The following is a 12,781-nucleotide window of genomic DNA, read 5'->3' as shown; positions in this document are numbered from 1 at the left end:
GCCCGGAGGCCGGAATCTGGGGTTTGACGCGCGTGGACAGGGTGGGACCGCCTTGAGTGACTCGACTCACCTGTAGAGACCGGTCGACACCGGCTGTCGTCGCGGGCCGTGCCCTTTGAGCGGTCGCGCCGTTCGAAGACGGCGGGGCGCCGCAGGCGCCGGTCAGCGGATAGCGCGGATCATCACGGTGAGGACTGGCGAGGCCGGTGATGGCTGGCTCCGCCCGATGTCCTCGTAGCCCCACGACTTGTAGAGTGCGTGAACTTTTCCGTCGCCGGCGGCCGGGTTGACCATGAGCGTGATGTACGGCTCGTCGCGTGTGGTGAGGAGGGCGTCGTGGATGCGGCGGGCGGTGCCGGTCTTGCGCCAGGCCGGGCGGACGCCAATCTCCTTCAGGGCCAGGGTCGGACGCGCGGTGTACTTCTTGGCTGGCGCCGGGCTGGTGCGCTGCCAGTAGCGGTCGCCGTGCTCGATGGTGTTGCCGTAGGCGTAGCCGACCGGATGCCCGTCCGCGTACGCGAGGACGGCCGTAAACCCTGGCTCGGTGGCGTGCCGGTCGAGGCGCTCGCCGAACGCGGTGACCGCGTAGTTCGGTAGGTGGAGCAGCGGGGCGCGTACGTCGGCGTACACGTCGAGGAGATCGCCGCGGGCGGTGTCGAGGGTGGTGAACGTGCGCAGTTCGGTGGTGGGCGCCGTGGTCATGCGGCCATCCTCCAGGTGGTGGTGTGTTCGGTCCAGGTCTGGACGGTGGTGCTGCCGGGCGCGGTGGCACGCAGCGCGGCCCCGAACTCTTGGAGCATGCGCGACACGCGGGCGTGGCGGGTGGCGGCGTCTGCGGGGACCTTCATCGCGGTGGCCGTGGCGGCGTCGGCGGCGCCCTGCGCGAGCAGGGCGTGTGCGAGACGGGTTGTGGTGATGGCCCGGGACCTGACCATGTGGGGCCGGAGAGAGGACAGACAGCGGTGGGCGTGGTACTCGGCGGTCGGGTAGTCGCCGAGCGACAGGTACGCGGAGAGGGCCAAGGAGTCCAGCTCGGCCTGGTCGTAGAAGGCGAGCAGCCACACCGGCCGGTAGTCGGCGGGGTCGGCGCGCAGCATGGCGTCCTGTGCCTGCTCGAACGCGCGGTGGGTACCGGTGCGGTTCTGCGCCGTGCCGTGGATGGCACCCTGGCGGGCCAGACCGAGGGATGCGAACAGAGGGTCTCGGCGTGTGAGGTGGAGGTTGCGGGCGACATCGTTGGCGGCGCACGCATCGGCGGGGCGGCCCATGTGGCGGTACATGGTGCCCGCATGACTCCAGATGCGGAACTTGATCGCCTGGTCTCCGGACATCTCGGCGAGGGCCTGGGCCTCGCGCATGTGGGCCTTGGCGACGTCGTAGCGCCGACCGTCGATGGCTGCCCACATCGCCGATGAGCGGAATGCCGCTGCGGAGGCGTAGAGGCTGCTGCGCACGCGCTGTGTGGCACTGCCTGCGTTCTGGAGGTTGAGCGCCTCGTCGGCGAGGGCGGCGGCCCGCTGCTCGATGCCGAGTTGCCCGCCGTGGCGGTGGTCGCTGGCGATGATCTCGGTGAAGCGCTTGTTCAGGCGGTTGACGTCGCTCATGCCGATACGGCGCGGTGATGCGGTGCCGGGCGCGGCTGCTGCGGCAGCGGCTGCCGCGATGCCGCCGACGAGGGTACGGCGCTTCATGTCGGGCTCCTCCTCCTGCTTCGGTGACGCTGGGGTGGGCGAAGGCCGGCCCCGCGGCACGAACCCTAAAGCGACGGCAGGTAATCCGGTGACGTCCTCAAGTGCTGCACGTGTCGCCGACTTTGGCCAGGTGACCCGGCCGGCCTTCCATGCCCGGACCGATGCCCCGTCGATCCCGCCTAGGTGGCCGGTTAGCTGCTCGACGGCCCTGTTCACGGCATCGGCAAGGCTGTTGGAGCTGTAGCCGTGTTCGGTCATCCACGCCTCAAGGACGGTGTTGCGGATGGCGTCCATGCGGGCACGGTAGCCCGCGCACTTCCCGCCCGCCAGGTAAAGAGGAGGTCAAAACGCCCTAGGTCCTGCCGTCGGACGAGTGCCGGAACACCCTAACCAGGCTGCCTGGAGCTGGAGTTGTCTGGTTGTCGGCCGCCTCCAGTGAGCGGCTGTTGACGGTCCGGTCCGCCTCTGAAGTGCCACGAGAGAGCGGGGCGGGCGCCGAGACGACACGAAGGCTCCAACCAATGCCGAGTCTGAAGAAACCAGTTGCGGCCATCCTCGCCAGCTGTGCCACGTACAGCGAGATCTTTCCGTGCCAGCCGTCCACGGCCGAGACCGGTCGCAAGCTCGTCCGGGACGTCCTCGGCATATGGAACCTCGACGACCTCGCCGACCGAGCCGAGCTGATCATCACGGAGCTGATCGCGAACGCCTCTCGGCACACCCCGTGTCCCGAGATCCGTCTCGTTGTCGGGCGGCCGAGCGCGACAAGGGTGCGTGTCGGGATCGTGGACGAAGAGCCGTCGCGTCTGCCGGTGCTCAGCCACGCGGGTGAAGAGGACGAGTCGGGGCGAGGGCTGCTCCTCATCGATGCCGTCGCCGACCGCTGGGGCTGCGACCTTCAGAGCTCGGGCAGACGCCTGCGGGGCAAAGAGGTCTGGGCCGAGCTCCGCACCGAGGAGGACGAGTGAGTTCCCGGCTGCGGCGCCCGCGGCCTTCCGGACGCCGCAGGAGCCTGCCGTTCCAGTTCAGGGTCAGCGACGCCAGATGCCAGCGCCGCCAGGTCGTCCATCTCGACCAACTGGGAAAGGAGCCGTTCTCCCATGGAGTCGCTATGGATCACCGGTGCCTGTTGGCTCGGGTGCGAGCGCACCGGAGTCCTGGTGATCTGGCTCGGCCCAGTGCAGTGGGACGGGCAGCACGCCCCCTTCTACGCCTGCGAGCCGTGCCTCGATCGCCTCAAGGACCAGGCGCTCGCCTACTTCATGGAGCGGCGACCGGCGTCCACTTGATCAGACCTCCGGCACGTGACTTCCCGGCGTGAGGTGGGCGGCCCACGAGGACTTCCTGCGCGGGCCGTGTCCCCTCGTGCCGGGCGGCCAGGAACCGTCCGGGGAGCCAGCCTGTCCGGCGACGCTCCTCCAACGGCTCCTGGTGGGCATCCCAGCCCAGCTCTACAACATCCAACGATCGCAAGGAGTTGAAGCATGACCCGCAGCACCGTAGTCCCCAGCCGTACCGAAGTGCGTCCGCAGATCCCGGGTGCATCAGACGGCTTCGACCTGGACGTCTCGCTCGTCGAAATCGCTGACCCGGCAGGTCTGGTCAACCTGACCGACGACAACTGCGGTTCCACCTGCGGCGCCTGCACCACCAACGTCGCCTGACCGAACCCAGATCACTCCGGTCTGGTGCCGTCGCGTCCCGACGCGGTGGCACCAGCCGCCTGTCCCCTCGCCCATGGAGATCATCGATGGTTGCTCCGCCCGCAGCGTTTCGAGCCGGTTCCACCGCGCTCGTACGTGCCGTGGCCCGCCCGTCTCTGCTGGTGCCTCCGTGCCCTGACCTCGATGACCACTCGCCCGACGGTTCGTCTGCCTGTGTGGCGTGGCTGCGCGTGGTCTGGGCGGCCCAGGATGTCGCCGAGGCCGTGGAGCATTCCAGCCCGGTCCTGGCCGCGCAGGTACGGGCCGTGTGTACGGCCGGGAATCCTCCGCCCCGGGACGTACGGCGCACGGCGCTGTCCGTCGTCCGCTATCTGCTGCGGGCTCAGCACCGGGCGACGCCCTTCGGCCTGTTCGCCGGTGTGACCACCGCGGAGTTCGGCCCGCAGGCGCGTGCGGACTGGGGTGAGGGGCACGTGGCCGTCGGTCGTGCGGGGGCGGAGTGGCTGGCCGCCGTGGTCGAACGGTTGGAGTCTTTCCCGAGCCTCCTGGACCGACTGCCCGTCGTCGTCAACAACACCGTGATGAGCCGGGGGGACCGGCTCATCGTGCCGTTCCAGCCCGAGATCCAGGACGACCGGAGGCGCGCGGTTGAGGCATCTCTGGCCCTGACAGAACCGGTGCGCGTGGTCCTCGCCGCGTCCCGGACGCCGATCCGCTGTGACGTCCTCGCGGACAAGCTCTTGGCGGAGTTCCCCGAGGCCGGACCGGAGAAAGTGCGCTGTCTGCTGGCGGAGTTGATCCGGCGGCGAGTGTTGATCACGAGCCTGCACGCGCCAAGCACCGAGGCCGACGCCCTTGGGTATCTGCTCGGACAACTCGACGCGATCGACGTCGGTGACCTTTCCTTAGTCGCGGAGACAGTGCGCGAGCTGCGCGCAGTCTGGACGGGCTTGGAGGAGTGCGCCACGCGTGGCGGCTGGGACAGCGTCGCAGCACGGATGCGAACTCTCGTGCCCGGCCTGCGCCGCCATCCAGTCGCGCTTGACCTGCGGTTGGAAGGGCAGATGGTTCTGCCGGAGGAAGTGGCCCGGGAGATCGAGCGTGCCGCCTTCATTCTGACTCGGGTGAGCACCCGCCCGTACGGGACCGCTGCGTGGAATGCGTACCACCAGCGCTTCTACGAGCGCTACGGCATCGGCACGATGGTGCCGCTCGTGGAGGCTGTGGCGGACAGTGGTCCCGGCTTTCCCGACGGCTACCCGGGCACCCCTGCCGACGCACGTCGGCCTCGTGTCTCCGCTCGGGATGACGCCCTCGTGCGCCTGGCGCAGACCGCCGTCTTCGACGGCCGCGACGAGGTGGTTCTCACCGACGAGCTGATCGCCGCTCTGGACGTGGGGCCCGACGAGCCCCGGGTGCCGCCGCATCTGGAGGTGGACGTGCGTGTGCACGCCGCCGGCCTGGAGGAGTTGCAGCGCGGACGATTCCGGCTGGAGGTCGTGAGCGTGTCTCGCGGTGCTGGCGTTTCGACAGGTCGGTTCCTCGGCGTGCTGGCCCCCTCCGGCCGTGAGGCCCTGGCCGCAGAGCTGGCCGATCTCCCGGCCGCGGACAGCGACACCGTGCCTGCCCAGCTTTCCTTCCCGCCGCTGCTTCCGGAGAGTGCTCACGTCACCCGCTCCTCGCAGGTCCTGCCCACCGTTATCAGCCTCCAGGAGCACCGCGCCCTGAAGGACACCGTCCTCACACCGGAGGACTTGGCCGTGGGGTGCGACGGCCGCCGCATGTACCTGGCCGCTCCGGAACGGGGCCACCGCGTCGAGGCCGTCGGGATGAACGCGTTGAACCTGCACACGCACACTCCGCCGTTGGTGCGGTTCCTCACCGAGCTGTCCCGCGCCCAGTGCGCACAGGTCACCATCTTCGACTGGGGTGCCGCAGCAGCGATGCCGTTCCTGCCGCGCTTGCGGTACGGGCACACGGTGCTGGCCCCAGCGCGCTGGCGGCTGGAGGCGTCCGAACTGCCCGGCCGCACTCGCCCTCGGGCCGAGTGGGACACGGCCGTCATTGACTGGAGGGCCCGGCGACGGCTGCCTCACCGCGTCTACCTCGTTGAGGACGACCGACATCTCTTCCTCGATCTGGACGAGGCGGGCCACCGGACGCTCCTGCGCCAGCACCTCGACCGCACACACCTGGCCGTGCTCGTCGAGGCTCCGGAACCGGAGGCGTACGGCTGGTGCGGCGGGCGAGTCCACGAGGTCGTAGTGCCCCTCAAGGCGACCCGGCCGCCGACGTGGCCGCCCCTGCCCGCTCCCACCAGGGCTCGCGCCTTGTCGCCGGCCCAGTCGCAGACTCCGGCCGCTTCCTCAATGCTGCTCGCCGCCTTGTACGGAGACCCCCGCCGCCAGGACACCCTGCTCTCTCAGCACCTCCCCGGCCTCCTGGAACAGCTCGGCAATCCGCAGTGGTGGTTCATCCGCTTCCGGGACCCGGACCAGCACCTCCGCGTACGTATCGCCCTTCCCGACCCCGGAGCATTCGTTCAGACGGCGCGCATCGTGAGCGTGTGGGCCAACGAACTGCGCAGTGCTGGCCTGCTGGCCGATCTGCGCTATCCCACCTCCTACCGGGAGATGGGCCGCTGGGGCTCCGGCACCGCATGGGAGGCGGCCGAGGAGGTGTTCCGGGCGGACTCGCGCGCCGTTCTGGCCCAGCTCGCGCAGCCACAGCGCCCAGGTCAGCGCGCGCTGGTGGCGGCTCATACCCTCGCTATCACCTCCGCATTCCTCGGCAGTACCGAATCCGCGATGCGCTGGCTGACCGACCACATCTCGCCGACAGCGCCCGCGCCGGTTCCGCGCCCGCAGTTCGCCGAGGCCGTACGGCTCGCCAACCCATCCGACGACTGGGCCGCGCTGCGCGAAGTCCGGGGCGGAGACGCCATCGTGTCGGGGTGGGCAGACCGTGATGCGGCGCTCGCCGCGTACCGGCTGCACCTTCCGGGCCCGGACACCCAGGGCATCGCCGTCGACGACGTCCTGACTTCCCTCCTGCACGTCCACTTCGTGCGGCACGTCGCGGTGAACTTCCCCGAGGAAGAGGTGTGCCTCTATCTGGCGCGTGCCGCCGCTCTGGCCTGGACCGCCCGCACCATCGGGAGGCCGTCGTGACCGCCCACCTCGCGCTCGACCTGGTCAACGCCATCGCCTCCCAGCTCGCCAACCCCCACACGGCGCCTCGCGTCTCTCGGGAACACCGGCAGCACCTCGCCTACGGCCCTCCCGGCATCGCGCTCCTCCACATCGAGCGGGCCGCGTACGGCCTCGGGCCGTGGCAACGCGCACACGACTGGCTCGCCGTCGCGTCTCGCCGACCGCTCACGTCCGGACCCGATAGTCATCCCTTCTACGGGACGCCTGCCTTCGCCCACGCTCTGGCCTGCGCGGCCGACAACCTTTCTGGCTCCTACCAACACGCCCTGCACGCGATGGACCGACAGATCGAGGCAGACATCAGACGCCGTCTCGACGCCGCACATCACCGCATCGACGCCGGACGCCTGCCGCAGCTCGCCGAGTTCGACACCATTCGGGGCCTCACCGGATACGGCGCCTACCTTCTTCGCCGTAACCCCGACAGCCCCACGGTGCGCGCTGTCCTTGACTACTGCGTGCGCCTCACTGAACCGATCACGCACTACGGCGAGACCCTGCCAGGCTGGTGGACGGAGACCGGGCCCTCGGGCGGTCCGGACAGGCGATTCCCCGGCGGACACGCCAACACCGGCGTGGCGCACGGCATCGGCGGCGGGCTCGCACTCCTCGCTCTTGCCGCTCGGAAAGGCACCGTCACCGACGGGCATCACGGAGCACTGCGCACCATCCTGGCCTGGCTGGACCGCTGGCAGGAGGAGACCGGCCGAGGACCTGTCTGGCCGTACTGGATCACCCGCAGCGAGCTGCGTACCGGTCGCCTCGCCCCATGCGTCCTCCGGCGGCCGTCCTGGTGTTACGGCACTGCTGGCCTCGCCCGCGCCCAGCAACTCGCCGCGCTCGCTCTCGGCGACGCCGGCCGCCAGATCGACGCGGAGAACGCGCTCGTGGCCGCCTTCACCGATGCGGACCAACTCAGAGCCATGACGGACAACGGCCTGTGCCACGGCTTCGCGGGACTCACCCACGTTGCCGTCCGCATGGCCGAAGACGCCCATCCCTCGACCGCGGGCCGACTCCGCGCCGTGATTCCGGCGCTCCTGGCCGCGGTCACCCCGCCGGGCACCGACCCCGAGCTCATGGCCACGGCACTCGTCCGGGACGAGAGACCGGGCCCCGGTCTGCTCGACGGCGCCGCCGGCACCGCCCTGGCCCTCCTCGCGCCCAGCACCGCCGCACCGCCCCAGTCCGCCTGGGACGCCTGCCTGCTCATCGCCTGATCCACCGACCGAAGGACCTCTATGCCCCCCGACCGCTGGCAGCAGCACAACATCACCTTCATCGACCGCGAGAACGCCCGGCGCGCCATCGTCGAACGCCTCGGCCCCGCCCTGATCGCGGCCGAGGCCGAGGGGCAGCTCACCGGCTGGTGGTTCATGAACAAGCAGCCCTGGCCGCTGCGGTATCTCGCCGACGAGCCCTCTCCGGTCATCGAGTCGCTGCTGAGTGATCTCGTTGGCGACGGGGTGGTCGTGTCGTGGCTGCCCTGTGTCTACGAGCCCGAGACCGAAGCGTTCGGCGGCCCGGACGCCATGGACGTTGCCCACGAACTGTTCCACAGCGACTCCCGCCACCTGCTCACCTACGAGTGGAGCCCTGAGCACCTGGGACGTCGGGAGACCGCCGCCCTGCTGGCGAGCGCCATGATGCGTGGTGCGGGACTCGACTGGTTCGAGCAGGGCGACGTCTGGGCGAAGATCGCCGCACTCCGGCCGGTCACCAGTCCTCTGCCACCCGAACGAGTCGCCGAACTGGCCCCGGCCGTGCGGGAACTCATGACCACCGATGCCCACGGTCTCTGCCGCCCGGACGGTCCACTCCACGCGCACGGCGCATGGGTGACCGCCTTCGAACGGGCGGGGGCCACACTCGCCGACCTTGCAGGCTGTGGCGCACTCACCCGCGGCCTGCGAGCCGTCATCGCCCATCACATGATCTTCCACGCCAACCGCGCCGGTCTTGTCCGAGACGACCAGAGCGCCCTGTCCAACATCGCACGAAAGGTAGTCATGGGAACGAGTGACCACACCGCGTCGCCCGACGAGGCAACGACCAACGCCGATAGCGTCAGCGCGGTGAACACCGACACGATCGCCGCCCCCACGGCGGACGCCGAGCGCCTCCGCAACGCCCTGGTCGACCAGCTCCGCGCTGACGGACACGCCCGTACTCCCGCCGTCGAGACCACCTTGCGGACCGTGCCGCGTCACGTGTTCGTTCCCGACGCGTCGCTCGAAGACGCCTACGCCAACGCGCCGGTGCACATCAAGTACGACACCGACGGCACGCCGATCTCCTGCGCCTCCCAGCCGGGCGTCGTCGCCCTCATGCTGGACCAACTCGACGCCCAACCCGGCCAGCGCATCCTCGAACTCGGCGCCGGCACTGGCTATAACGCCGGTCTGCTCGCCCATCTGGTCGGCGAGCGTGGGCACGTGACCACCCTCGATGTCGACGAAGACCTCGTGGAGGGCGCCCGCGCGCATCTCACCGCCGCTGGTATCAGCAACGTTGAAACGGTGACCCGCGACGGTGCTCTCGGCTACGCAGAAGGTGCGCCGTACGACCGGATCATCGCCACCGTGGGCGCGCACGGTGTGCCGCATGCCTGGCTGCAGCAGCTCGCGCCAGGCGGCCGGCTCCTCGTCCCCCAGCGCCTCAAGGGCACGGTATCCCGGTCCATCGCCTACGAGCAGCGCGACGGCCGGTGGGTGTCTCTCGGCAGCGAGATGAACACCTTCATGCCGCTCAGGCGGGGCATCGCCGACGACGACCGCCGAGTCATCCCGCTCAGCGCGGACGGCACCGTACGACTCCAGGCCCCCGCTGGGCAGAACATCGACGCCGATGCCCTTGCCGGTGTCCTGGACCAGCCGCGCACCGAGGTGTGGACCGGCATGATGGTCCGCGCCATGGAGTCGCCGGAGTGGATGGAACTGTTCCTCACCTGCTCCCTCCCCTCCGGCCTCATCCGGATGCTGTTCCCCCAGAGCGCCAAGGGCACTCTGCTCACCGAGGACCCCTACCCCTCGTCAACCGCCGTCGCCGACAAGGGCGCCGTCGCCTACCTCGCCCGGCGCCTGTCGGAGGAGAAGACCCCCGAGGGCGACAAGCTCTGGGAGTTCGGCGTCATCGGCCATGGCCCCGGCAGCGACGAGCTGACCGCGAAGGTCGCCGACGCCATCCGCACCTGGGACCGGGAGTACCGAGGCCGCGAGGCCACGTTCGAAATCCAGCCCCTCGACGCACCCGCGCCCGAGCAGCGCCCCGGCCTCTTCGGACTCGAAACCCCGCTGAACCGCATCGTCGTCGACTGGCAGTGACGCCTTACGCGTAGCGGACGGTGGCCGTCGACGTACAGCCGGCGGCCACTGTCGCCTCACCAGTTCTCACTCACACCCGGGGGAGTTCATGGACCCGAACGGATTCACAGTTCAACGCTTCCCGCTCGTCGCCCGATTCCGCCCCGCCTGCCTTCCCCTGCCAAAGCGCGTGCGCGCGCTCGTCGACCTGGCCGACACCGCGGTGAAGGAGACCGACCAGGGACTCGCATCCTCCGTCTACAACCAGGCCGCACTCATCGCCTCCGATCTCGGCCTTCCCGACCTCGCCCGGGAGATGTGCCACCAGCACGCCGCCGCCTACCTCCATGCCTGCCCCCTGCCCGGCATGAGCGCGATTCGTGGGCTGGAGCCTGTCGTCAACCTCGCCCGCCTCCAGATCCGCGGCGGTCACGCCGATGAGGGTCGTCAGCGGCTGCTCGACCTGTACGCGGCTGTCGAGGCGGGCGCAACTGCCCGGTTCGAGGGCATCGAGGTGCCAGCGGACCTCACGGCGACCGCCAAGGACCGCCACGAGGTCAGCGCGTGGCTGTGGCGCGTGCTCCTTGCCGACGGCACGCGCGCTCTCACCACCGAGGGACGCTGGGCCGAGGCACTGGCACACATCGAAGCGCGCCGAGGCGTAGGCAAGCGGATGCTCGACGGGCGCCAAGTAGCCGTACTCACCTCGCTCGTTACAGGTGATACGGCACAAGCCGCTGTTCTCCTCACCGACACGATGCCCGGCGATGCGTGGGAGCAGGCCGTAACGGCATGCCTGACAGTCTTGTGCAGGCGCGATGCCGGGCATCCGGTCGACGGTCACCTGGCGGACCTGGTGACGACCTACTCCGAGCGGAAGACCGAAGCCGGGATGACCGTCTTCGATATTCGGCTCGGACTCACCATCCTCGACGCGATCAGCTCCGCTGAGGCGCCCGGCGCGCGCCGCATCGTCGAGGAGCTGCACCGCAGGACGACAAACGCCGAAGACGGATGCGCGGCTCGCGAGAACTTGGCGCATCCTCTGTTCACCGCGATCGCCACGGATCGGCAAGCACGGGACTGCCGTGCGCTGGTGCGTGCCTGCGCCCTCGGGGCAGAGACTCTCCCGGACCAGGTACGACGAGAGCTGAGGGTGGCCCTGCGCGCCAGCGACAGCGTCATCCGGGAAAGCCATGCACGGTCCTCCTATTCCGGACGTGCAAGCCCTCTGGACACAGCCTGAAGGATGCATGGCTCCGGAGCTCGTCGAGGTAGCTGGACCTGCTTGCCCCAGGTTTTCTGCAGGGTCGTGATCAACGCCGCAGCGTGCGTGGCGACTGTGGGGCCGGGACGGCGGCTGTCGCGTGGGCCGAGACGTTGGAGCGCTGTGCTGAGCTACGGGCCATTGCTGTACGCGCTCGTGCACTGGGCGCCGGGCGTGCGCTGAGGCGCTGAGTGCGCCAGACCAGGGCCCTTGCGGGGGAGCGGGCGTCATCCAGGGCACGCTGGTTGGCGGCCTGCCGGAGAAGTTGTTCTGGGGCGTGGCCAGATGCTTCGGCCTCGGCGAGGGCGGCGGTGAGGGCATCGAAGGCAGGGTCGTCAACGACCTGTTTTGCGTACTCCGGCACACACCGATGCACGCAGCGGACGTACCGCTCTACGGCCTGCCGGGGCGGTCGGCGCTGGGCGAGAGCAGCCAGCGGTTCGGCTGCGGCCTCCTCGCACGCCGCATGGAGGTGGAGCAGGGCGATGAAAGCGGCCATCGCTGAGATGGATCCGTACCGCCGCATCGTCGGTCCGGCGACGCGCCAACGTGTTCGCTCCACGCTGCGGGCCGCGTTGAACGCCGCCATCGCTCAGCAGCTGATCACCTTCAACCCGGCCTCTCATGTCGAGTTGGAGGCGGGCAGGCGTCCCAAGGCGCTCGTGTGGACCGAGGAGCGCATCCTCCACTGGGAGCGCACCGGCGAGAAGCCCTCGCCGGTGATGGTCTGGACGCCGGAACACACAGGCCTCTTCCTCGACCATGTAGCCGAGGACCGGCTGTACGCGCTGTTTCACCTGGTTGCCTTCCGCGGACTTCGGCGAGGCGAGGCATGCGGTCAGAGGTGGACCGACACGCACCTGGAGACTGGGCTTCTCACGGTTGCCAAGCAACTCGTCGTGAATGGCTGGGAGGTGTACGAGGACGATCCCAAGACCGATGCCGGAGCGCGCACCATCGCCCTCGACTCCGACACGGTCCAGGCCCTCAAGCGGCACCGCGCCCAGCAGGACGAGGACCGCAAGGAGTGGGAGAGCGGGTGGGTGGAGACCGGAAGGGTTTTCACCCGCGAGAACGGAGAACTGCTCCACCCCGCCAACGTCACACGGCGGTTCATCGAGCTGCACGAGGAAATCGGTCTTCCGCCGATCCGGCTCCACGACCTCCGACACGGTGCCGCGACACTGGCTCACGCGGCCGGTGCCGGCCTGAAGGACATCCAGGAGATGCTCGGCCACTCCTCGATCACCATCACGTCGGACACGTACACGAGCCTGCTCCCCGAGGCCGATCTGGCGATCGCCGAGGCTGCGGCCCGGCTCGTGCCGCGAGCACGCGTCACTTCCGAGGACACCGGACGCGAGGTGCGCGCCCAGCCCAGCGAGGCTGGCGAGCCCGTGCCGTTTGATGCTGATCCGTTGGGCGATATTCGGGAGATCAACTCCCCGTCCGCTCACGCACCGCTCACGCAAACGGCCCCGGACGAGAAGTCCGAGGCCGAGTAAGAGCCCTCCCTGGGGAAGAAACCCCAGGTCAGAGCGGTAATGCGTTGTGCCCCCGGCAGGATTCGAACCTGCGACACCCGCTTTAGGAGAAAACGTAAAGCGATCATGTGTCTCAGCGAGGCTGAGTGAGTCTCGGTGAG

General features: G+C 69.5%; 11 protein-coding genes. 9 read left to right on the top strand and 2 right to left on the bottom strand.

All coding sequences use genetic code 11. From position 1 onward, the window contains the following. Positions 1 to 162: 162 nt before the first annotated feature. Entirely contained in the window at positions 163 to 702 is a 540-nt protein-coding gene (locus ACFYXM_RS24680; protein WP_389292400.1) for a GNAT family N-acetyltransferase, read from the bottom strand. Continuing rightward, a complete protein-coding gene (locus ACFYXM_RS24675) occupies positions 699 to 1,985 on the bottom strand; it encodes an XRE family transcriptional regulator (RefSeq protein WP_389292398.1) in 1,287 nt (428 codons plus the stop codon). Before ACFYXM_RS24675 ends, ACFYXM_RS24680 begins: the two co-directional genes overlap by 4 nt. Positions 1,986 to 2,212: 227 nt before the next feature. On the opposite strand from ACFYXM_RS24675, the gene ACFYXM_RS24670 reads away from it, so the two are divergent. From ACFYXM_RS24670 to xerC, 9 genes are all read left to right on the top strand, one after another. Further along, positions 2,213 to 2,659, top strand: a complete 447-nt coding sequence (locus ACFYXM_RS24670) for an ATP-binding protein (RefSeq protein WP_389292396.1) — start codon at positions 2,213 to 2,215, stop codon at positions 2,657 to 2,659. Between the two features lie 132 nt (positions 2,660 to 2,791). Next, entirely contained in the window at positions 2,792 to 2,980 is a 189-nt protein-coding gene (locus tag ACFYXM_RS24665; protein WP_389292395.1) for a hypothetical protein, read from the top strand. 195 nt (positions 2,981 to 3,175) lie between these two features. Next, positions 3,176 to 3,355: an FxLD family lanthipeptide gene (locus ACFYXM_RS24660; protein ID WP_016825826.1), complete on the top strand. Its 180-nt coding sequence runs from the start codon at positions 3,176 to 3,178 to the stop codon at positions 3,353 to 3,355. Positions 3,356 to 3,570: 215 nt separating this feature from the next. Further along, complete coding sequence (locus ACFYXM_RS24655) at positions 3,571 to 6,525, top strand: lantibiotic dehydratase (RefSeq protein ID WP_389292393.1); 2,955 nt, start codon at positions 3,571 to 3,573, stop codon at positions 6,523 to 6,525. Further along, positions 6,522 to 7,787, top strand: a complete 1,266-nt coding sequence (locus ACFYXM_RS24650; protein ID WP_389292391.1) for a lanthionine synthetase C family protein — start codon at positions 6,522 to 6,524, stop codon at positions 7,785 to 7,787. Before ACFYXM_RS24655 ends, ACFYXM_RS24650 begins: the two co-directional genes overlap by 4 nt. 21 nt (positions 7,788 to 7,808) lie before the next feature. Continuing rightward, entirely contained in the window at positions 7,809 to 9,890 is a 2,082-nt protein-coding gene (gene fxlM / locus ACFYXM_RS24645) for a methyltransferase, FxLD system (protein WP_389292390.1), read from the top strand. A gap of 88 nt (positions 9,891 to 9,978) precedes the next feature. Further along, the gene (locus ACFYXM_RS24640; RefSeq protein ID WP_389292388.1) at positions 9,979 to 11,115 is read left to right on the top strand and encodes a hypothetical protein; all 1,137 of its coding nucleotides are present in this window, start codon (positions 9,979 to 9,981) and stop codon (positions 11,113 to 11,115) included. A gap of 298 nt (positions 11,116 to 11,413) precedes the next feature. Then, entirely contained in the window at positions 11,414 to 11,641 is a 228-nt protein-coding gene (locus tag ACFYXM_RS24635) for a hypothetical protein (RefSeq protein ID WP_389292387.1), read from the top strand. After that, positions 11,622 to 12,641, top strand: a complete 1,020-nt coding sequence (xerC, locus tag ACFYXM_RS24630; protein WP_389292385.1) for a tyrosine recombinase XerC — start codon at positions 11,622 to 11,624, stop codon at positions 12,639 to 12,641. The genes ACFYXM_RS24635 and xerC overlap by 20 nt, the downstream gene beginning before the upstream one ends. The last annotated feature ends 140 nt before the right edge of the window (positions 12,642 to 12,781 follow it).

Source organism: Streptomyces sp. NPDC002476 (genome assembly GCF_042889785.1).
Lineage (GTDB): Bacteria > Actinomycetota > Actinomycetes > Streptomycetales > Streptomycetaceae > Streptomyces.
Note: the sequence above shows the minus strand (reverse complement) of the source record. Positions and strands in the feature narration are given on the sequence as shown.